The sequence below is a fragment of the Roseovarius sp. MMSF_3350 genome, from assembly GCF_030733425.1.
In the GTDB taxonomy this organism is placed as follows: Bacteria; Pseudomonadota; Alphaproteobacteria; order Rhodobacterales; family Rhodobacteraceae; genus Roseovarius.
In genome coordinates this window covers 1-20,872 of sequence record NZ_JASHIZ010000010.1, presented here as the reverse complement: position 1 = coordinate 20,872, position 20,872 = coordinate 1, and the positions used below count along the sequence as shown (strand labels likewise).

The following is a 20,872-nucleotide window of genomic DNA, read 5'->3' as shown; positions in this document are numbered from 1 at the left end:
TTCTACCTTTGGTTGTCGATTCCTTTCGTTACGGTAACCTTCAGTCCGCTCTCGCCATGGCGGGTTACCGCGTCCAGCCAACCTTGGAACTCCTCGGCGCTGATCTGGTACAGGTCCTGCGCCTCGTCCTGCGTGATCAATCCATGGGCAACAGCTCTCACAACCTTGAGTTTACGCGATGCCACCCACCGCTGCGTGTCCGGCGGAGGCAGGTCCGCGCGCGTCATGACGGAGCCGTCGGGCAACGTCACGGCCCGGGGGCCTTCGACCTTCTTGAGATACATCCTGGTTCACCCCTTACGATATCACCGGATCTACATTCGGGATTTGTCCTTAACGCCCGGTGAAACGGCGCAGGGCGAATGCCTTGGATTTTTCTAAAAGCGCGTGCTGGCATCCCTGAACCCGGCCGGACCGGGTTGACAGCGCCCCCGGGACAGGCCAAACCGCGGCCTCTTAACACGGGCCAGATCGCCCCTATATTCCGGCAAACCCCGGAGACACGCCATGCCGCTCGATCCTGAACTGAACTCTCTCGGATTTGCCAAGGCCCCCGCGGACACGCGGGTCGTCGTCGCCATGTCGGGCGGCGTCGACAGTTCGGTCGTGGCGGCGCAACTGGCCGAGGAAGGCTATGACGTGGTGGGCGTGACATTGCAGCTTTACGATCACGGCGCGGCGCTGGCCAAGAAGGGCGCCTGCTGTGCCGGGGTCGACATCCACGACGCGCGGCGCGTGGCCGAGGAGATGGGCTTTCCGCATTACGTGCTGGATTACGAGAACATCTTCAAGGACGCGGTGATCGACGAGTTCGCCGACAGCTATCTTGCGGGCGCGACGCCGGTGCCCTGCATCCGCTGCAACGAGCGGGTGAAGTTCAAGGACCTCCTGGAGACGGCCAAGGATCTCGATGCCGATTGCATGGCGACGGGCCACTACATCCAGCGCAAGCTGGGCGACCGCGGGCCGGAACTGCATTGCGCGGCGGATGCTGCCCGTGACCAGAGCTATTTCCTGTTCTCGACCACGCCGGAACAGCTGGACTTCCTGCGCTTTCCGCTGGGACATTTGCCGTCGAAGGACGCGACGCGGCAACTGGCGGCGCGCTATGGGTTGCCCGTCGCGGACAAGCCCGATAGCCAGGACATCTGCTTCGTGCCGGGTGGCAACTACGCCTCGGTGATCGAAAAGCTGCGTCCGGGGGCCGCCGAACCGGGCGAGATCGTTCATGTCGACGGCCGCGTGCTGGGGCGGCATGACGGCGTTATCCACTACACGATCGGCCAGCGCCGGGGGCTTGGCATCGGCGGGCTGGAAGAGCCGCTTTACGTGGTGAAGCTGGATGTCGACACACAGCGCGTGATCGTGGGGCCGAAGGATATGCTGGCCACACGCACCGTGCCGGTGCGCGAAATCAACTGGCTGGGCGACGAGGATTTCCAGAGCCGGCCGGAATGGCATGTCTCGGTCAAGGTCCGCTCCACCCGTCCCCCGCGCGAAGCGGTGATCCGCCCCACCGGGCCGGACACGGCCGAGGTCGAGCTGATGGTGGCCGAGGAAGGTGTTTCACCCGGACAGGCCTGCGTGTTCTACGAAACCGAGGGCAGCCGCATTCTTGGCGGTGGCTGGATCTGGAAAGGCTGACCGCGCGGCCTAGGCCGAGGCGCGTAAGTTTCCGAGTGGTTCAGCGTGCCGCGGATCGGTCCGGCTGTTGCGGCGATAGGACGAACAGGGCCAGTCATGCGGGTCGCTGACAAAGCCGTGGCGCACCGGATCGGTCCAGCAATGACGGCGGAAAGCCTCCAACTCGGCACGGGTGCGGATCGGCTCGATCCTGTCTTGCACACACCACAGATGCGACCCTCCCGCCGCGATCTGGCTGGGTGTCATCGCACGTCTCGAAGCGCGGGCAGCGAACCGCGCCTTGATCGTGTTGAGCCGGATGGCAAGATCGTCGTCTCGGAATGGCAAGGTCAGGACCGCGTGCAGGTGGTCGGGCAGGACAACCCAGGCGTCCAGCTCGAACGGCCAGAGGTCGCGAACCATGCGCACCGCTCCTTGCAGGTGGTCGATTTCGTCCACCAGCGTCGTTGCATCAGGCTGGGCCAGGGTCAGGGTGACAAACCGGCTTACGCCCCGGCGGCGAAGGGGAAGAAGCTGTACCATGCGCCGGAGCCTGCGCGATTCCCGTTAACGGGCGATTGACGAAGGCGCGCGGCGCGTCAGCCGGGCATCCGCTTCATCACCGCGCGGGCGGCACGCAGACCGGGGTCTTCTCCGCCGCGCCCCAGCCGGTCCATCGTCAGGCGCATCGCGTCGCGCTGCGGGCCGGGATTGTCGAGCATGTCCAGAACGCCGGGCGCGATCAGCTCCGCGCGGCACCGCTCGCCGTTGAATTCGGGGATGGCGCGAGTCTCGGAGACCAAGTTGACCAGCGTCAGCGTGTCGATGATCAGCATCCGGCGGATGATCTCGCGCGTCAGCCAGGCGGCGTCATAGGCGATGACCATGGGCGTGTCTGCGGCCGCCAGTTCCAGTGAGACAGTGCCCGAGGCCGCCAGCGCCCCCTGCGCCGCGCCAAAGGCCGCCGCCTTGGTCCGCTTGTCGCGGTCGCCCTGCCCCGTGGGCGCGACCACCACCGGGGTGCCGGGCCAGTCGGCCACCAACTCCGTCACCTGTTGCGCGCGCGCGGTCACGGTGGGGATCACCAGCCGCAGATCTGGCCGTTTCGCACAGACCTGGCGGACAGCGTCGCCAAAGATCGGGCCGAGCCGCGCCACCTCGCTGCCGCGCGAGCCCGGCAGCACCAGCAGCACCGGCGCGTCGCCCAGGCCGTGATCGGCGCGGAAAGCGGCGATTTCCGCTTCGCTGGCGGGGATGTCGTTCACCACCGGATGCCCGACGAAATCGCACGCCACGCCCGCGGCCTCCAGGTAGGGCGGCTCGAACGGCAGGAGCGCCAGCACCTGGTCGATCACCTTTGCCATCTTGTCGGCCCGCTTGGGCCGCCAGGCCCAGACCGAGGGGGCGACGTAATGGACAATGCGCAAGTCACTCTTTTGCTTGATGGCCTTCGCCACGCGCAGGCAGAAATCCGGGCTGTCGATGCCGATCACCACGTCGGGGGCATATTCGATCGCGGCTTGGGCGGTTTCACGGATGCGGCGCTTGAGGTGGAAATACTTGGGCAGAATCTCGACCAGGCCCATGACGCTGAGTTCCTCCATCGGGAAGAGCGAGGTCATGCCCTCGGCCTGCATCTGGTCGCCGCCAACGCCCGCGAATTCCACGTCTGTCAGCGATTTGAGGCCGGCCATCAGCGCGGCCCCCAGCCGGTCGCCCGATGCCTCGCCGGCGATGACGAAGACCTTCATGCCCCGCCCCGTGGCCGCACCCACAGGAACATGCCTTGCGCGCGCAGCACTTCGGCCACGCCATCGGGGTCGAGCAGCATCACGCCACCCGATTCGATCACGATGCCCGCCAGCCCCGCCTCGGCGGCACGCATCACGGTGCCAAGGCCAATGAGCGGCATGTCCACGCGCAACTCCTGCCCCGGCTTGGGTGCCTTAAAGAGGAGGCCGCCATCGCTGGTGTCTTCAGCAGCCCGCGCCTCTGCCACGGGTCCGCTCAGCCAGTCGGCGACACTGTCGAGCATGTCGCCCATCAACTCGAACGGGTCATGGGAAAAGCCCGCGTCCGGGGTCTCGGGGCAAAGATCGCTCAGCATGGCATCGGTGCCGCGGGCGTCCTCGCGGGCGATCACCTTGCCGCCGCGCACCACCACGGCCTGACCGGCATCGGCGGCGGCCAATTCGGCCAGTGCCGCCTCGGCCACGGCAATGTCCTGTTCCACGCCGTCCGGCAAACTGCCGGTCACACCCTCGGGCGGCAGCAGCGAGGGGTCGATATCGGCGGCACCGATAACCTCGATGCCGGCCTCTTCGAAAATCTCGGTGAAAATGCGCAGCGTGCTGTCATCGCCCGAATTGGCCAGCGCCGCCTGCACCTTGGGCACCAGCGGCATGGTGGCCGCGTCGATCTGCGACGGGTCGATCGGCGGGCGGCGCATGGCCCCGGCCATGCAGATCCGGTTGACACCGACCTCCTTTGCGGTGGCAATGAAGGTTCCCAGCGTTTCCAGCCGAAAGCCAAGCCGCGGCAGCTCGCCTTTCACATCCGACGGGAACTGCTCGATCTCGCAGACAACCGGCACTTCGCCACGGGCCAGCAGGACCCGAACCAGCTGCGGTGGCAGGCCGCCCTGCCCGGCGATCAGCGCCAGCGTCACAGGGCGCCTCAGCCCGCGCCCGGCGTCAGGAACGACCGGTCGCTTTCGGCCAGCACGAAATCCACGATCTGGCGGACGTAATCGCTTTCGGTTTCCTCGCCCAGCCGGCGGGCGCGGTCCTGGAACGCGCCCTCGCCCTGCGCCAGCATCTGGAACGCGGCGCGCAGCGCGGTGATGTCCTTGCGCGCCACGCCACGGCGTTTGAGCCCGACCAGGTTCAACCCGTCCAGATGTCCGCGCGGCGCCTGTACGAGGCCGTATGGAATCACGTCGTTGGTCACCATCGTCACCGCGCCGATGATCGCGCCCTGCCCGATGCGCACCCATTGGTGCACACCGGAAAGACCGCCGATGATCACGTCGTCCTCGACCACGCAATGCCCGGCAAGGGCGGCGTTGTTGACGATGATCACCCGGTTCCCCACCTGCACGTCATGGGCCACGTGACAGCCGGCCATGAAGAGGCCGTCATCGCCCACGCGGGTCACGCCGCCGCCGCCCTCGGTGCCGGAGTTCATCGTCACATGCTCGCGGATGCGATTGCGGGCGCCGATACTCAGCCTGGTCTTTTCGCCGCGGAACTTCAGATCCTGCGGGATCTCGCCGATGCAGGCAAAGGGAAAGATGACCGTCTCGTCGCCCACCGCGGTGTCGCCGGTGACGACCACGTGGGATTTCAGCACCACACCGTCGCCCAGTCGCACCTCGGGGCCGACATGGCAGAACGGGCCGATCTCGACGCCCGCGCCGATCTGGGCGCCGTCCTCGACAACCGCATGGGGGTGGATACGGGTCTCGGCCATGCGGGGTTACTCCTTGGGCAGATCCATCATCGCGGTGAAGTCGGCCTCGCAGGCCAGCTCTCCCGCGACCGACGCCTCGCCGTGGAAACGCCAGACCTTGCCGCCGGGCTTGCCGCGCGTGGTCTTGACCTTCAGTTCCAGCACGTCGCCCGGCACCACCATGCGGCGGAACTTGCAGCCCTCGATGGCCATGAAATAGACCAGCAGATGCTTGTCCTCCATCTCGAGCGCCGCGCCCACCATGACGGCGGCGGTCTGGGCCATCGCCTCGACGATGGTCACGCCGGGCATGATCGGTTTGGCCGGGAAATGCCCCTGGAAATGCGGCTCGTTCATGGTGACGTTCTTGATACCGCGGGCCGAGGCGATGCCGTCCATGTCCACGACCTTGTCGACCAGAAGGAACGGATAGCGATGCGGGATCAGCCGTTGGATGCGGCCGATATCGGCACTGTCGAGAGACGTGGTCATGGGTTGCGTGTTCCTTCTGCCTTTGACCGTGGACAGGGCCCGCCCCCGGTGTCCCCGCTTAGCAATTCGGGTTCAGCGGGGCAAGCGCGGCGGCACGCGGTGGCCTATTCGGCAGGGGCGTTGTCCGGCGCGGTCTCGGGCGTGGTCTCGGGGGTGTTTTCCGGAGCATCGACACTTTCCCCGTCACCCTCCTCCAAAGCGTCGGGGCCAAGCGTTGCGTCGATGCGCTGGACCGCGGCGCCGGTGATGTCCACGACGTCGGCCTGAAGCAGCACCGTGCGGCGGTCCATCACCACCGCCGCCCCGGCCTCGCGCATCAGTTCGACCAGCACCGGCTCGGCCTGGCGCATGAAATCCAGGGGCGCGCGTTCACGGTTGCGCTCGTGCTCGCGCACGCGGCGCTGGCTGTCGGCGCGGATCCGCTGGACCCGCTCGTCGAAGGCGTCGGCCAACGCGCGAAACTCCTCGGGCGAGGTCGTGTCGCGCTGTTCCGTCAGGGCAAGCTCCTCGGCCTCCAGCTCGGCCTCCAGCTTGCGGTTGAGAGCGATCAGCGCCTCGCGTTCTTCCTGCAACTGCGCGGTGATCGACTGGCCCAGCCTGGTTTCCTCGAACAGGCGTTCGGGGTCCACCACCAGGATATCGCTTTGGACCACGCCGACGCTCTGCGCCGCCGCGGGCGCGGGGCCGCCGGCGAGCCAGGCCGGGGCCGCCAGCAGGGCCACCGACATCAGCAGGGCCCGAAACGGCGTCATGTCAGAATTCCGTGCGGACCGTGATATCGAACTCGCGCTCGATGTCGCCCGGCTCTTTCTTGAGCGCCTTCGAGAAGTTCAGCCGCAGCGGACCGAAAGGCGATTCCCAGAACAGCGACAGGCCGACCACGTGGCGCGGATTGAACCCGGTCGATTGCGCCGGTCCGATCGTATCGACATTCCATATCGCGCCGACATCGTAAAAGGCGCCGCCGGAGAGGCCGAACTCCTCGGGCGTGCCGAGAGGGAATTCCACGTCGAACTTGGCCACCGCAAAGAGGTTACCGCCCAGGTGCTCGCCATTCTGAATGGGGCCCATGCCGTTGCTGTCAAAGCCGCGCATGACCTGAGATGAATAGCGGTCCACGGCGCGGGAGCGGTCCCCGCCCATGAAGTCCAGCGCCCCTGCCTCGAGCGATGCGCGCAGCGTGATCTCTTCGTTGAACACGAGCGTCTGACCGGCCACACGCATGGAATACTTCATGTATTCCTGGTCGCCGCCCAGGCCGTTGTATTCAAGACCCGCATCCACCAGCACCCCGGCATTGGGATTGAGACCCGTGCGACGGGTGTCAAAGATGACCCGTGCGCCGACGCCACTGCTGAACAGACCCCCCTCCGCGGTCTCGGCCGCAAGCGTCGGCGAAACACCGGTATAGTCGTCCATCTCGCGGTAGCCCGCGCGATAGTAAAGCTGCAGCCGGCTGTTTTCGGCCACGGGGAAGGTCAGGCTGGGCTGGAAAACGCCCTGGATCGTGTCGTAAAGGCTGTTGTTGTCATCGGTTTCCAGGAGCGAGGTCTGGATCGCGAATTCGACGTCGCGGCCAAGAAACGCCGGCTCGGCGAAGGCGAGGTTGTAGTTCGCGGTGTCGGCCGAGGCCGAGATCTGCGCCGTCACCCGCTGGCCTCGTCCCAGGAAGTTGCGCTCGGAAAAGCCCAGGGTCAGACCGAAGCCGCCGTCCGAGCTGTAGCTGCCGCCGAAGGACAGCGTGCCGGTGGTGGTTTCCTCGACATCCACGTCGACCACGACCTGGCTGGGGTCCGATCCTTCGCGGGCATTGACGTCCACGTCCTCGAAATACCGCAGCGCGCGGATGCGTTCGGCGGCTTCGCGGATCTGGCGCGGGTTGAACGGGTCACCCTCGACGGGGGTGAACTGGCGGCGGATGACGCGGTCCAGCGTTGTGGTATTGCCCTCGATGTCGATGCGTTCCACGAACACGCGTGGCCCGCGCACCAGTGTAAACTCAACGTCCAGGGTCAAGTCGCGCTCGTTGCGGGTGATGACCGGCTCGACCCGCAGGAAATCGACGCCCTGCTTGATCGCCAGCCGTTCCATCCGCGCGATCGAGTTTTCGACCAGCGTGGGCGAATACACCACGCCCGACCGGATCTTCAGAACATCCTGGTAGATGGCGGCGTCGGCCTCGGGAATCTCGCTGGTGGTGGTGATCCGGCCAAAGCGGAATTGCTGGCCTTCCTGCACGTTGAAGGTCACGAAATAGCCGTCACGCTCGCGCGCAAGTTCGGCATTGGTGCCGGTGACGCGGAAATCCACGTAGCCCCTCGACAGGTAGAAATCGCGCAGCACCTGCTTGTCGAATTCCAGCCGTTCGGCGTTGAACGTGTCGCGTGCGACGATGGCGCGCAACAGACCGGCCTGCTTGCTTTCCACCACGCGGCGCAGGCGGCGGTCGGAATAGGCACGGTTGCCGACAAAGCTGACGCGATTCACCTCGATCGCACCGCCTTCGAAGATCTCGAAGACAAGATCGATACGGTTGTCGCTGCGGCGGATCACCTTGGGCTGTATGCGGGCCGACACGCGGCCGTTCTGTTCATAGGCCTCGGTAAGGGTGGTCACGTCTCGTTCGACACGGGTGGGGTTGAACACCTGGCGCGGCGCGCTCTCGATGAAACCCTGAAGATCGGAGTCCTTGAGGCGGCGGTTGCCCTCGAAGACGACGCGGTTGATCGTCGGATACTCGATGACCCGGATGACCAGCGTGTTGCCTTGCGGGGTCACCTGCACGTCCTCGAAGAGGCCGCTGGCGCGGATGCGCTGTGCCGCTTCGTTCAGCTGGCCGGCGCTGATCGTCTCGCCGCGGATGATGCCCGCCTGGCTGAGGATCGTAGCGCCTTCGATCCGCTGGTTGCCCTCGATGGACACGTTGGTAAAACGATAGCTTTGCGCCTGCGCCTCGCTGGCGGCGGACAAGGCGGCGGCCAGCAGGCTGACTGCGAAAAGCAGCGAAAGAATACGGTGTGTCGAAAACAGCCCTGAAAAGCGCTTCGTCCCCAACCCGATCGACAGTTTCATCGGCAAACCCAATCAGACGTCCCAGTGCCCAAAAGCACTATCGCCTCCGGGGTGGGTTGTCAAAACGAGTATGGGAGATTTTTGAAGGATGCGACCTATGGGCCGCAGGGGGCGAGTCACGGCTCAGAGAGAGCCGACGAACGCGCCTGCCCAAAGCGCGACCGCGATGGTCGCAAGATACAGAATACGATCCCAGTTGAGGTTCACCAACAGGGTCATCCCGCGATATCCGTTGAGAACGTGTTGCATGTGAGTCGGGCCTTCGCTTCGTATCCAGACGTTCACTGAGATTTTCCAATTTCAATGTGACGATATTCAGGCGTCAATTAAGGCAAATTCATGAAATGACCCGGCCTGCCCCGCTCGGGTCCCCTGCCCGTGCCGATGCCCGGGCGCCCGGCACGGGCCGCGTGTCAGGGGCAGAATATATCGTTGAAGATCGCGAACAGCATCACCCCCAGCACCAGTGTCAGGCCCACGGTCATCATGATCCGCAGCGCCCGGTCGCTGGGCGGGCGGCCCGCGACGGCCTCGTAGGCATAAAATACCAGGTGTCCGCCATCCAGAACCGGGATCGGGAAAAGGTTCAGCAGGCCGACCGCGGTCGACAGCACCGCGATGAACCAGATGAAACTGTCCACCCCCTGGCTGGCCATGGCGCCCGACACCTCGGCGATGCCGATGGGGCCGGACATGTTGCAGCTGCTGATCGCGCCGGTGATCATGTGATACAGCCCGGAAATCGAGCTCGAGATCACCCGCCAGGTCTGGCTGACCGCACCCGACAGGGATTCGCCGAAACCCCGCGGCCCGGTCTGCAATTCATAGGGCAGCCCGCCCACGATGCCGATCCGCCAGTTGGTCTCGAACCCGCCTTCGTCCTGCGGCTCGTCCACCCGGCGCGGCGTCAGGTCGAATTCCATCACGTCGCCGTCGCGCCACACGTCCAACGCCACGGTGGCGCCGTCCGAGCCTTCGACCACGTCCTTGAGCTGGTTGAAGGCATAGATCCTCTCGCCGTCCAGCCCGACGATCACGTCCTCCTGCTTCAACCCCGATTCGAAGGCCGCGGAGCGCGGCGACAGCTGCATCACCAGCGGCGGCTGCGGATGCGGGCCCATCGCCTCGACCACCTCGCCGTCGCGGCGGACCTGATAGGTCAGCAATGGCTCCAGCGGCAGGTCGGTGATGAAGGTGCGGAAGACTTCCGTGTCCTCCTCGTTCATGTTGATCAGCGTCGGGATCTCGCGCCCCTCGATCGCCAGCAATTCGTCGCCCTCCTGCAGGGTGACGCCGTCAAAGGGCAGCGGGCGCAGATCCTCGATGACATAAGGTTCGGTCACCTTGCCCTGGAACATGAAGATCGCGCCGAAGACCAGGATCGACAGGATGAAGTTGAAAACCGGCCCCGCCGCGACTGTCAGCGTCCGCGCCCAGAGCGGCGCCCCCAGCATGGTCTTGCGCTTCATTTCGGGCGGCATTTCCTCGACCGTGCCGTCGCTGGTGCCGCTGGCGGCGTTGGCGTCGCCCATGAACTTGACGTAGCCCCCGAAGGGAAGTGCCGCCAGTTGCCAGCGCGTGCCGTGCTTGTCCATGCGGCTGAACAGCACCGGACCGAAGCCCAGCGAGAAGACGTCCGCCTTGATCCCGCACCAGCGCCCGACGATGTAATGGCCGTATTCATGGATCGCCACGATCACCGACAGGGCGGCGAAAAAGGCCAGAAGGGTCAGGGCGAGGCCGCCGAACTGCGGGAGAAAGCTGATTCCGTCCAAGGTCTGTTATCCGTCCTGCTCTTTTGCCACGCTGTCGACATACATCCTTGCCAGATGGTCCGCGCGGGCTGTTGTATCAAGTGTCATCGGCCTTCGGGCGATCTTGTCATGCTCGGCAAGGCGCGCCAACACCTCTTCGACGATCGTGTTCATCTGCATGAAGCCGATTCTGCCGGCGATGAAATGGTCCAGAGCGCGCTCCTTGGCGCCGTTGAACACCGCGCCCATCAGGCCGCGCGCCTCCATCACGTCACGCGCCAGCCGCAGCGCCGGGAAGCGCTGCGGGTCCGGCGCCTCGAAGCTCAGCGTGCCGGTGGCGGCGAGATCGAGTTCGGCGACCGGCAGGTCGCGCCGTTCCGGCCAGTGCAGCGCATAGCCGATGGCGTGGCGCATGTCATGCGGGCCCATATGGGCCATCACCGCGCCGTCGACGTAATGCACCATCGCGTGCACCAGGGATTCGGGATGGACCAGCACCTCGATCTGCTCGGGCGCGACGCCGAAGAACTCGCGCGTCTCGATCATCTCCATCGCCTTGTTGAACATCGAGGCGCTGTCGATCGTGATGCGCTGGCCCATGTCCCAGTTGGGATGGGTCGCGGCCTCGGCCGGGGTGGCATATACCAGCTGATCCAGCGGCCAGTCGCGGAAGGCGCCGCCGCTGGCGGTGATGACGATGCGTTTCACGGCGGCAGCGTCCTCGCCCACCAGCGCCTGGAAAATGCCGGAATGCTCGCTGTCCACCGGCAGGATGCGCGCGCCCGCCCGCCGCGCGGTGCCCATCAGAAGCTGCCCGGCGGCGACCAGCGATTCCTTGTTGGCCAGCGCCAGCGTCGCGCCGGTGCGCAGCGCGGCCAGTCCCGGCGCCAGCCCGGCAAAGCCGACGATGGCCGACATCACCCAGTCGGTATCGCGCGCGGCGGCCTCCTCCAGCGCCGTGGCGCCGGCCGCTGCCTCGATATCGGTACCGCGCAAGGCGGCGCGCAGGTCGTCCAGCAGGCTTTCGTGGGCGGTCACGGCGATCTCGGCGTCGCAGGCGATGGCGTCGCTGGCCAGCTGTGCGATGTTGCGCCCCCCGGTCAGCGCCACGACGCGGAACTCGGATGGCTTGCCGCGCACCAGGCTCAGCGTGTTCTGCCCGACCGAGCCGGTGGCGCCCAGAATGCTGATCCGCTTCACGAAACCGCGCCCGGCATCAGGCCAACGGCCCAGAACACCAGCGCCGCGGCACTGCTGCCCAGCATGGCGTCGAACCGGTCGAAGACGCCGCCGTGACCAGGGATCAGGCTGGAGCTGTCCTTGATCCCGCGGCGGCGCTTTACCGCGCTTTCGGCGATGTCGCCCATCTGCCCGGCAAAGCCCACGATCATCGACATCGGCACCAGTTCCAGCCCCATGCCCAAGGGGCGCAGAAAGAACAGCCCGACGATCCCGGCCAGAAGCCAGCCCGCGATGGTGCCCGACCAGGTTTTCTTGGGGCTGACCCGCGGCCAGAATTTCGGCCCGCCCAGCATCCGGCCGGCGAAATATCCCGCCACGTCCGAGGCGATGACGACCAGGATCAGCCAGAGAATCCAAAGGGTCTCATGTCCCGAACGCAGCCACAGCAGCGCAAAGCAGGCCAAAAGGACCCAGGTGAACACCATGAATGCCAGCGGCACATCCTCGGTGCTCTGGCTGGCCGCCACCAGCGCCAGCCCCAGCATCAGGGGCAGTGCGAAGGTGCCGGGCAGGAAGTTCAGCGCAAGCATCACGGCCGCGGCGGCGATGCCGAGGCCCACCGCCTGGCGGGTGTCGAACATCCGCGCGGTTTCCCACACCATCGCGCCGCAGATGGCGCAGACCATCACCACGAAGAACAGACCGCCCTGGTAGACCCCGAACGCCCCCAGCACCAGCATCAGCACGCCCGACAGCGCCCGCCGGCGCAGGTCGGACCACTTCGCGTCGCCTGCGCTCATGCGGTCACGGCCCCGAAGCGCCGGTCACGCGCGCCATAGCCGCGCAGAAGCTCGCCAAAGATCTCGGGCGTGAAATCGGGCCACAGCGTGTCGATGAACTCGTATTCCGCATAGGCCGACTGCCACAGCAGAAAGTTCGAGATCCGCGCCTCGCCCGAGGTGCGGATCACCAAGTCGGGATCGGGCAGCACGCAGGTGTCGAGATACTTGGGCAGGGTTTCCTCGTTCACCTCCTCGGGGCGCAGACGGCCCTCGGCCACGTCGCGGGCCAGCCGCTGGGTGGCGCGGCTCACCTCGTCGCGCCCGCCATAGTTCAGCGCGATCGTCAGGTTGGTGCCGGTGCATCCTTGGGTCATCGCCTCGGCGTCGTCCATCAGCTGGCGCAGCTTGGCATCCAGCCGCGGCCGGTCGCCGATGAACCGCACGCGCACGTTCTCGCGCACGAATTCCTGCATTTCCTTCATGATATAGCGGCGAAAGAGGCTCATCAGCCCCGCGACCTCGGTCTGGGTGCGTTTCCAGTTTTCGGTCGAGAAGGCGAAGATGGTGACGTAATCCACCCCTAGATCGGGACAGGCGGTCACGATCTCCTTTACCCGGCGCGCGCCGGCATGGTGCCCGAAAAGACGCGGCCGCCCGCGCTTTTGCGCCCAGCGGCCATTGCCGTCCATGATGATCGCCACATGGCGCGGGCCCTGCACGGGGGATGTCTCCTGCATGTCGCGCGCCTCTGTCATCTCAGACCTGCATGATTTCGGCCTGTTTGGCCTCCAGCGCGTCATCGACCGACTTGATGTGCAGGTTGGTCATCTCCTGCACCTCGGTTTCCCAGAACTTCTGGTCATCCTCGGACATGCCGTCGGCCTTGGCCTTCTTGATCTGGTCCATGCCGTCGCGGCGCACGTTGCGGATGGCGACGCGGGCGTTCTCGGCATATTGCGCGGCCACTTTCGTCAGCTCCTTGCGGCGCTCCTCGTTCAGCTCGGGGATCGGCAGCATGATGATCGTGCCGTTCATCTGCGGGTTGATGCCCAGCCCGCTTTCGCGGATGGCTTTCTCGACCTTGTTCACAAGGCCCTTGTCCCAGACATTGACCGTCACCATGCGCGGCTCGGGCACGTTCACGGTGCCGACCTGGTTGATCGGGGTCTGCGTGCCATAGGCGTCCACCATCACCGGCTCCAGCATCGAGGCCGAGGCCCGGCCCGTCCGCAAGGATGCGAATTCCGTGCGCAGGCTGGTCATCGCGCCGTCCATGCGCCGCTCCAGGTCCTTGGTGTCCAGTTCGAAGTCGTCGCTCATCTGTCATCCCTTGTTCTGCCGGACGATGGTTTCGCCTCTATACCGGCAACTCGCCTCGATTGTATAGGCCCCTGTCCCGCAGGAAATGCCCGGATCCTGTGCGGATTTCGTGCAGTACCCTCAGCCGCCGACCCGCGTGTAGGTGCCCGTTCCATCAAGAATCGAGCGGAATCCGCCCGGCTCGTCCAGGCTGAAGACGATGATCGGCAGGTTGTTGTCGCGCGCCAGCGCGATGGCGCTGGCATCCATCACGCCCAGGTGCTTGGCCAAAACCTCGTCATAGCTGACCTCGTCGAACCGCTTGGCATCGTCGAACTTCATCGGGTCCTTGTCATAGACCCCGTCCACCTTGGTGCCCTTGAAGATCGCCTCGCAGGCCATCTCGTTGGCGCGCAGCGTGGCGGCGGTGTCGGTGGTGAAATAGGGGTTGCCGGTGCCGGCGGCGAAAATGCACACGCGTTTCTTCTCAAGGTGGCGCACCGCCCGGCGGCGGATATAGGGCTCGGCCACCTCGTCCATGCGGATGGCGGTGATCACCCGGCAGAAGACGCCCAGCTTCTCCAGCGCGCTCTGCATCGCAAGCGCGTTCATCACGGTGGCCAGCATCCCCATGTAATCCGCGGTGGTCCGCTCCATCCCCTGCGCGGACCCCTGAAGCCCGCGAAAGATGTTGCCGCCGCCGATCACCATGCAGATCTCGACGCCCATGTCGTGGACCGATTTCACCTCCCGCGCGATGCGCTCCACCGTGGGCGGGTTCAGCCCGTAACTCGCGTCGCCCATCAGCGCCTCGCCGGAAATTTTCAGCAGGACCCGGTTGAACGTGGTCTCGGGGGCGGCAGCATCTGGCATGGGGCGGCTCCTTGTGCGCGGTCTTGGAACGGGCCCGGTGCGGGTCGTCTCTTGGCGCGCAAAATGGGCGAAAACGCCCCCGGGTTCAATCGCCAAACCGGGTCGGGCCGGGCCGGCAGCGCGAATTTCGGCGCAAGGCGCTTAAAACCGGCGTGGAAACATCCTAAACGAAGGGCATGACCTCCCTGCCCGATATCCCCGCCGACCGGCCCGTGCTCATTGCCGGGCCCACTGCCTCGGGCAAGTCCGCCCTCGCACTGGCGCTGGCGGAACGCGACGACGGGCGGATTATCAATGCCGACGCGCTGCAGGTCTTCGCCAACTGGCGCATCCTGACCGCCCGCCCCTCGCCCGAAGAGGAGGCGCGCGCCCCCCACGCGCTCTACGGTCACGTGCCGGGCGATACCGCCTATTCCGTGGGCCACTGGCTGCGCGACCTCGCGCCATTGCTGCGCGACGGTCCCCGCCCGATCATCGTCGGTGGCACCGGGCTGTACTTTTCCGCCCTGACCGAGGGGCTGGCCGAGATCCCCGCGACCCCGCCCGAAATCCGGGCCGAGGCCGACGCGCGGCTGCAACGCGAAGGCCTGACCAGCCTTCTCGGCGAACTCGACCCCGAAACCCGTGCGCGCATCGACACCGCCAACCCGATGCGCGTCCAGCGCGCCTGGGAGGTACAGCGCGCCACGGGCAAGCCGCTGTCGCAGTGGCAGGATGCCACCCCGCCCCCGCTCCTGCCGCCTGACCGCGTCACGCGCATCCTGATCGACGCCCCCAAGGATTGGCTGACACCCCGAATCGAGCGCCGTTTCGATCTGATGCTCGGCGCGGGCGCGATCGACGAGGCGCGGGCGAACCTCGCGGAATGGTCCTCCGCCCATCAATCCTCCAAGGCCATCGGCGCGGCGGAGCTGATCGCCCACCTGCGCGGCGAGATGCCCCTCGACGCCGCGCGTGAGGCCGCCATCATCGCCACGAGGCAATATGCCAAGCGGCAGCGAAGCTGGTTCCGCGCCCGAATGAAAAACTGGCAAAGCTTCGCCGCCGCCACGCTCTGACCTTGTAACCTCTATACAGAATCGGACATTCCTGACCTCAATCCGATGAAAACCCTGCGCCATGCGTGCAGAATCACGACAATCGAGGCTCCGGACAGTGACATCCCATCCGCAACTCCAGACGCTCGCGCAATGGATCGGGCCGGGCGCGTGGCGCGCCAGCCTGCCTCACAGCGACCCGCATCACGTGTTCCTCTGGATCACCCGCGGACAGGGGCGCTGCCTTGTCGGTGGCCAGCGGCGCGGACTGGCCGTGCACACCGCGCTGGTCCTGCCGGCAGGATCGCTCTTCGCGCTCGATCCCGGTGCGCAAAGCTTCGGCCTGGCATGCCGCATCCCACCGCGGACCGGCATCCTGATGCCGGACGAGCCGGTGCTCCTGCGCGTCCGCGACCCCCGCGCTCAGGCCGACCTGACGACCTTGCTGGAAACCATGCAGCGCGAACAGAACGAGGCGCGTGATTTCATGGACGAGGCGATGACCGCCCATGCCCAGCTTCTGACGGTCTGGCTGCGCCGCGCGATGATCTCCATCGCGGACGAGGCCTCCGCCCCAACGGCGGCGCATCGCCTGGTCGAGGCCTACGCCGCGCTGATCGAGCGGGATTTCCGCACCGGCGCCTCGATGCAGGATTTCGCCCGGCATCTCGGCGTCACGCCCACCCATCTCAGCCGGGTGTGCAAGTCCAGCTCTGGCCTGACGGCCTCGGCCATGCTGACGGGCCGGGTCCTGCACGCCGCCCGCCACCTGCTGGAGACCACCGACCGCCCTGCCAACCAGGTCGCCGCCGACCTCGGCTTCAACAGTGCCGCCTATTTCTCGCGCTTCATCCTGCGCCATACCGGCAAGTCGCCATCGGACCTGCGCCGCACCGCGCCGCGGAAGGCCGCCTGAGACCGCACCGGTCACAGGTATTTCAGCGCCACCCGGTTGATTTCCGCGCAGCCGGGATGGAAACTGATACCCGAAGCCTCATTTCTAATCACAAAACTTGTTTCAAGGCTCGCGCACATGTCCTCTCGCTCCGCCGCCCCGCTTCACCCCGCCCTGCCCGCGCTCAACCGTGCATACCGGCGCGGGGCAATGGACCGGCGCGAATTTCTGGCTCGCGCCTGCGGTCTGGGCGTCACGGCGCCGCTGGCGCTGTCGCTCGCCGGCTTGCCCGCCCCGGTCCGCGCGCAGGAAAGCGCTGATATCGTCCCCGGCGGCACGCTGCGCATCCAGCAGAACGTCAAGGCACTGCGCGACCCGCGCACCTATGACTGGAGCGAGATGGGCAACCAGACCCGCGGTTTCCTGGAATACCTCGTGGAATACGGCCGCGACGGGACCGTGCGCGGCATGCTCCTGGAAAACTGGGACGTCAATGCCGACGCGACCGAGTATCGCCTGAACGTCCGCGGCGGAGTGACGTGGAACAACGGCGACCCCTTCACCGCCCGAGACGTGGCCCGCAACCTCGAACGCTGGTGCGACGCGAGCGTCGAGGGCAATTCCATGGCTTCGCGCCTGAAAAGCCTCTGCGACCCTGCCTCGGGCCAGATCCGAGAGGACGCGATCCGGGTCATCGACGACGCCGCGCTCGTACTCACGCTCGCCACGCCGGACATTGCGCTGATGGCGAACCTGTCCGACTATCCGGCGGCGGTGATGCATGCCAGCTATGACGGCGGCGACCCGTTCGAGCATGGCATCGGCACCGGCCCCTTCCGCCCGATCGAGCTGTCTGTGGGCCAGCGCTGCGTGCTGGAACGCAACACCGATCACCAATGGTGGGGCGCCGACGTTCTGGGCGGGCCATACCTCGACCGGGTCGAGTTCATCGATCTCGGTACTGATCCTTCCAACTGGATCGACGCGGCAGAGGCGGACGAGATCGACCTGCTCTACGAATCCGTCGGCAATTTCATCGAGGTTCTGGACGCCATCGGCTGGACCCGGACGGAAACCGAAAGCACCGCCACCATCGTCATCCGCGGCAATGCCGATGCCGAGCTGGAGGGCGCGCGCCCCTATGCCGACGTCACCCTGCGCCGGGCGCTGGCGCTGGCCGTCCGCAACGAAACCTGCCTGGAGCTGGGCTATGCCGGCTACGGCACGGTCGCGGCGAACGATCATGTCAGCCCGATCCACCCGGCCTTTGCCGATCTTGGCCCCGCACCTTTTGACGCCGCCCAGGCGCGCGCCGACCTCGAGGAAATCGGGATGCTGGGGTTCGAGCATGAGCTGATCACCGTCGACGACGAATGGCAGCGCAACACGGCCGACGCCGTGGCGGCGCAACTGCGCGACGCGGGCCTCAACGTGCGCCGCACCGTCCAGCCCGGCGCCACTTTCTGGCAGAACTGGCGCGACTATCCGTTTTCGGCCACCCAGTGGAATCACCGCCCTCTCGCCGTGCAGATTCTCGACCTCGCCTACCGGTCCGACGCGGTGTGGAACGAGACCGGCTTCGCCTCCGAGGAGTTCGATCGCCTGCTGGATCGCGCCATGTCGATCACCGACGCCGACACGCGACGGACGACGATGGAACGCCTGCAATCCATCCTGCGCGAGGAAGGCGTGATCATCCAGCCCTACTGGCGCACGCTCTACAACCATCACAACGGCCGGGTGGCCGGAGCGGAGAAGCATCCCTCGAACGAGATTCACCTGCACAGGATCGGCTTCACCGGATGAGCCCCGCGCGCCCCTTGGCGGCGCGTCCCGCCGGGTCTATGTCAGTCGGCAGACATCAGTGACACCGCGAAAGGCCGCATCATGAAGATCACCCGTCCCGGCACCAATCCGTCATCCCCCGGCCCCGCCGAGTATTTCACCGGCGGTGTGCGACTCGATCCGCTTTTCACCGCCGAGGCACCGGGCCGCGCCGTAGGCCTCCATGTCATTTTCGAGCCCGGCGCGCGAACCGCCTGGCACACCCATCCCGCCGGCCAGACCCTGATCGTGACCTTCGGGCGGGGCCGGGTCCAGCGCGAGGGCGGCCCGGTCGAGGAAATCCGGCAGGGCGACGTCGTCTGGTTTCCGGCCGGCGAAAAGCACTGGCACGGTGCGTCGCCCGACACCGGCATGAGCCATATCGCAATTCAGGAAAGCATCGACGGCAGTGCCGTCACCTGGATGGAACACGTCTCCGACGAAGATTACGAGGGCTGAGGCGCGCGGCGCGGCCTACTGCCCGTAGATGATCTTCACGTAATTGCGGGTTTCCGTATAGGGCGGGATGCCCTTGTACTTCTCGACCGCCTTTGGCCCCGCATTGTAAGCCGCCAGCGCCAGGCGCCAGGACTTGAAGGTGCGATACTGCTCGGCCAGGTAGCGCGCCCCGCCTTCCAGGTTCTGATGCGGGTCATTGGCATCGACTCCCAGATAGGCCGCCGTGCCCGGCATCAGCTGCGCCAGCCCGATCGCGCCCTTGTGTGACTTCGCGCGCGGGTTCCAGCCCGATTCCTGTTGCACCAGCCGCAGGAACAGGTTCTCCGGGATGCCGTGCCGCCGCGCCAGATCCTTGGCGACATTCAGGTACTGCCCCTTGTACTTGCCGTTATAGCCAAGCGCGGGGGCCGCCTCGTCCCATTTGCTCGGGGTATGGACCTTCTGCGGCTGAAGCCGCACCGACGCGTTGTATTGCTGCTTGGCCCGGCTATCCAGCACGCGTGTCTGCGAACTGAAGATCCGTTGCTTGCCCTTGGTGGAAAGGATATCCGCCGTGGCCGCCAACGGCCAGGCCAGTGACGCGCAGGTCACCGCAATTGCCAGCTTACGCATACTGAATACCGTCCCTTACTGTCCCATTGCGGTCAGGTCCGTGCCTCGTATTCCCGGGCAATCCCCTGACCGTCTCACGCCGCACTATACCGAACTCGGCTCAAATTGCCAGACTCGCAGTCCGCATTCCGCTCCGGTGCCTTGCGCCAGGGATTTTCCCCGAATTTTAGGCTTTTCTTCATCCCTTGGGGGTGATGTAAGGTGAACGTTAACCATCAGACCGCAGCAGGAGGGCGCCATGGCCGGTTCCGTCAACAAAGTCATTCTCATCGGAAACCTGGGGCGCGACCCCGAAGTCCGCACCTTCCAGAACGGGGGCAAGGTCTGCAACCTGCGCATCGCCACGTCCGAGACCTGGAAGGACCGCAACACCGGCGAGCGCCGCGAAAAGACCGAGTGGCACTCGGTCGCGATCTTCCAGGAGGGTCTGGTTCGCATCGCCGAGCAATACCTGCGCAAGGGCTCCAAGGTCTATATCGAGGGCCAGCTTCAGACCCGCAAATGGCAGGACCAGTCCGGCCAGGACCGCTATTCGACCGAAGTGGTACTGCAAGGGTTCGGCGGCAACCTCACCATGCTCGACGGCCGCGACGGTGGCGGCGGCGGTGGTGGTGGTGGCGGCGACTACGGCGGCGGCAGCGGCGGCGGCTACGATCAGGATTACGGCGGGGGGCCGTCCTCCGACCAGGGCCGCTCGCAACCCTCGCCCTCGCGCGATTACGACGACGAAATCCCGTTCTGACCGGGACCTGACCGGTGCTGTCCTCGCTGTCGCCCGAGGGACAGGCCCTGGTCACCGTCGTCACCTGCCTGGCGGTGGCCTATTTCATGCTCTACCCCGCCCTGCGCCCGCGCCACGCGTCGCGCATGGCGCTCTACGATCTTGGCGTGACGGGGGTGATGCTGCTGGTCAATGGCTGGCTTTTCGGGGGCACCGGCACGCGCTTTTCGCTCTGGCTGTTCGACACCAACTGGGTCGTCTTCACCATCGTCACAGCCCTGGTCATCGAAACGCCGCTGATGCTGTGGTATGTCCGCCGCAACGGCATCTCCTGGGACTGAGCGGCTACCACAGCCATTCGAAAACGCTCAGCACCACGAAAACCGGCACTGACACCGCCACCGCCACGAGCCAGGCAGCATAGAGCGTGGGCCGCACTGTGGGTGCGCGCACGCCGCGCACGGGGTCGGTATTCTTCGCCATAAGTGCCATTAACCATGATTTAGGTTGTCATCGTCTTAATGGCGGACATGTTCCCGACCTGGCTCCCCTGTGACACCGCCCCCGATCCTCCCGGCCCCTGCGCCCTGCAGCAGCACCCGCGCTATGGCGCGGCGATGCGGGCCATCGGCGCCGATGTGGCATGGCTGGCGCTCACCGAGGGCTCCGGCACGCTCGGGACCGCGCAAATCCTGCGCCGTCGCATCGGCCCCGTGCGCCTGACCTGGCTGCCGCGCGGCCCCGTGCTGGCCCCCGGCACCGAGCCCCGCGCGGCCATGCTGCCCCTGCCCGGCCCC

23 protein-coding genes and 1 pseudogene are annotated in these 20,872 nt (G+C 66.1%); 8 read left to right on the top strand and 16 right to left on the bottom strand.

Translation table 11 applies throughout. The features are described 5' to 3' along the window. Positions 1–2: 2 nt before the first annotated feature. Complete coding sequence (locus tag RBB31_RS10995) at positions 3–284, bottom strand: DUF1153 domain-containing protein (protein WP_306129340.1); 282 nt, start codon at positions 282–284, stop codon at positions 3–5. Between the two features lie 223 nt (positions 285–507). Here RBB31_RS10995 and mnmA point away from each other — a divergent pair, with 223 nt between their 5' ends. Further along, the gene (gene mnmA / locus RBB31_RS10990; RefSeq protein WP_306129339.1) at positions 508–1,644 is read left to right on the top strand and encodes a tRNA 2-thiouridine(34) synthase MnmA; all 1,137 of its coding nucleotides are present in this window, start codon (positions 508–510) and stop codon (positions 1,642–1,644) included. Positions 1,645–1,653: 9 nt separating this feature from the next. Here the strand turns inward: mnmA and RBB31_RS10985 are convergent, their stop codons facing one another. From RBB31_RS10985 to pyrH, 14 genes are all read right to left on the bottom strand, one after another. Beyond that, the gene (locus RBB31_RS10985) at positions 1,654–2,166 is read right to left on the bottom strand and encodes a transposase (protein ID WP_306129338.1); all 513 of its coding nucleotides are present in this window, start codon (positions 2,164–2,166) and stop codon (positions 1,654–1,656) included. 56 nt (positions 2,167–2,222) lie between these two features. Further along, positions 2,223–3,374: a lipid-A-disaccharide synthase gene (gene lpxB / locus RBB31_RS10980; RefSeq protein ID WP_306129337.1), complete on the bottom strand. Its 1,152-nt coding sequence runs from the start codon at positions 3,372–3,374 to the stop codon at positions 2,223–2,225. After that, positions 3,371–4,291, bottom strand: a complete 921-nt coding sequence (locus RBB31_RS10975; RefSeq protein WP_306129336.1) for an LpxI family protein — start codon at positions 4,289–4,291, stop codon at positions 3,371–3,373. Before RBB31_RS10975 ends, lpxB begins: the two co-directional genes overlap by 4 nt. Before the next feature lie 8 nt (positions 4,292–4,299). Then, positions 4,300–5,094, bottom strand: coding sequence for an acyl-ACP--UDP-N-acetylglucosamine O-acyltransferase (gene lpxA / locus RBB31_RS10970; protein ID WP_306129335.1), 795 nt, complete (start codon positions 5,092–5,094; stop codon positions 4,300–4,302). A gap of 6 nt (positions 5,095–5,100) precedes the next feature. After that, positions 5,101–5,565 (bottom strand): 3-hydroxyacyl-ACP dehydratase FabZ, encoded by a 465-nt coding sequence (fabZ, locus tag RBB31_RS10965; RefSeq protein ID WP_306129334.1) that lies wholly within the window; start codon positions 5,563–5,565, stop codon positions 5,101–5,103. A gap of 104 nt (positions 5,566–5,669) precedes the next feature. Further along, positions 5,670–6,317, bottom strand: a complete 648-nt coding sequence (locus RBB31_RS10960; RefSeq protein WP_306129333.1) for an OmpH family outer membrane protein — start codon at positions 6,315–6,317, stop codon at positions 5,670–5,672. A gap of 1 nt (position 6,318) precedes the next feature. Further along, entirely contained in the window at positions 6,319–8,637 is a 2,319-nt protein-coding gene (gene bamA / locus RBB31_RS10955; protein ID WP_306129332.1) for an outer membrane protein assembly factor BamA, read from the bottom strand. A gap of 123 nt (positions 8,638–8,760) precedes the next feature. Beyond that, a complete protein-coding gene (locus RBB31_RS10950; protein WP_261391182.1) occupies positions 8,761–8,886 on the bottom strand; it encodes a hypothetical protein in 126 nt (41 codons plus the stop codon). Between the two features lie 164 nt (positions 8,887–9,050). Beyond that, positions 9,051–10,412 carry an RIP metalloprotease RseP gene (gene rseP, locus RBB31_RS10945; protein ID WP_306129331.1) on the bottom strand — a complete coding sequence of 454 codons (1,362 nt, stop codon included), beginning with the start codon at positions 10,410–10,412 and terminating at the stop codon, positions 9,051–9,053. Positions 10,413–10,418: 6 nt separating this feature from the next. Further along, on the bottom strand, positions 10,419–11,591 hold the full coding sequence (gene dxr / locus RBB31_RS10940; RefSeq protein ID WP_306129330.1) for a 1-deoxy-D-xylulose-5-phosphate reductoisomerase: 1,173 nt from the start codon (positions 11,589–11,591) through the stop codon (positions 10,419–10,421). After that, entirely contained in the window at positions 11,588–12,373 is a 786-nt protein-coding gene (locus RBB31_RS10935) for a phosphatidate cytidylyltransferase (protein WP_306129329.1), read from the bottom strand. Before RBB31_RS10935 ends, dxr begins: the two co-directional genes overlap by 4 nt. Beyond that, positions 12,370–13,110: an isoprenyl transferase gene (locus RBB31_RS10930; protein WP_306129328.1), complete on the bottom strand. Its 741-nt coding sequence runs from the start codon at positions 13,108–13,110 to the stop codon at positions 12,370–12,372. Before RBB31_RS10930 ends, RBB31_RS10935 begins: the two co-directional genes overlap by 4 nt. Position 13,111: 1 nt before the next feature. Beyond that, positions 13,112–13,675: a ribosome recycling factor gene (gene frr, locus RBB31_RS10925; RefSeq protein WP_306129327.1), complete on the bottom strand. Its 564-nt coding sequence runs from the start codon at positions 13,673–13,675 to the stop codon at positions 13,112–13,114. A gap of 120 nt (positions 13,676–13,795) precedes the next feature. Further along, a complete protein-coding gene (pyrH, locus tag RBB31_RS10920; protein WP_306129326.1) occupies positions 13,796–14,527 on the bottom strand; it encodes a UMP kinase in 732 nt (243 codons plus the stop codon). A 176-nt stretch (positions 14,528–14,703) separates the two neighbouring features. Here pyrH and miaA point away from each other — a divergent pair, with 176 nt between their 5' ends. The 4 genes from miaA (at position 14,704) to RBB31_RS10900 (ending at position 18,742) form a co-directional block, all read left to right on the top strand. Continuing rightward, positions 14,704–15,585, top strand: coding sequence for a tRNA (adenosine(37)-N6)-dimethylallyltransferase MiaA (miaA, locus tag RBB31_RS10915; RefSeq protein ID WP_306129325.1), 882 nt, complete (start codon positions 14,704–14,706; stop codon positions 15,583–15,585). A 97-nt stretch (positions 15,586–15,682) separates the two neighbouring features. Beyond that, positions 15,683–16,480 carry an AraC family transcriptional regulator gene (locus RBB31_RS10910; RefSeq protein WP_306129324.1) on the top strand — a complete coding sequence of 266 codons (798 nt, stop codon included), beginning with the start codon at positions 15,683–15,685 and terminating at the stop codon, positions 16,478–16,480. 117 nt (positions 16,481–16,597) lie between these two features. After that, the gene (locus RBB31_RS10905; RefSeq protein WP_306129323.1) at positions 16,598–18,265 is read left to right on the top strand and encodes an ABC transporter substrate-binding protein; all 1,668 of its coding nucleotides are present in this window, start codon (positions 16,598–16,600) and stop codon (positions 18,263–18,265) included. 81 nt (positions 18,266–18,346) lie between these two features. Further along, on the top strand, positions 18,347–18,742 hold the full coding sequence (locus RBB31_RS10900) for a cupin domain-containing protein (protein ID WP_306129322.1): 396 nt from the start codon (positions 18,347–18,349) through the stop codon (positions 18,740–18,742). A gap of 15 nt (positions 18,743–18,757) precedes the next feature. On the opposite strand, the gene RBB31_RS10895 is transcribed toward RBB31_RS10900, so the two are convergent. Continuing rightward, positions 18,758–19,354 (bottom strand): lytic transglycosylase domain-containing protein, encoded by a 597-nt coding sequence (locus RBB31_RS10895; RefSeq protein WP_306129321.1) that lies wholly within the window; start codon positions 19,352–19,354, stop codon positions 18,758–18,760. Positions 19,355–19,592: 238 nt separating this feature from the next. Here RBB31_RS10895 and RBB31_RS10890 point away from each other — a divergent pair, with 238 nt between their 5' ends. The 3 genes and pseudogenes from RBB31_RS10890 to RBB31_RS10880 all read left to right on the top strand — a co-directional run. Continuing rightward, positions 19,593–20,096: a single-stranded DNA-binding protein gene (locus RBB31_RS10890; RefSeq protein WP_306129320.1), complete on the top strand. Its 504-nt coding sequence runs from the start codon at positions 19,593–19,595 to the stop codon at positions 20,094–20,096. 14 nt (positions 20,097–20,110) lie between these two features. After that, positions 20,111–20,416 (top strand): hypothetical protein, encoded by a 306-nt coding sequence (locus RBB31_RS10885; RefSeq protein ID WP_306129319.1) that lies wholly within the window; start codon positions 20,111–20,113, stop codon positions 20,414–20,416. Between the two features lie 180 nt (positions 20,417–20,596). Next, a pseudogene (locus tag RBB31_RS10880) lies at positions 20,597–20,872 on the top strand (hypothetical protein); the annotation flags it as partial.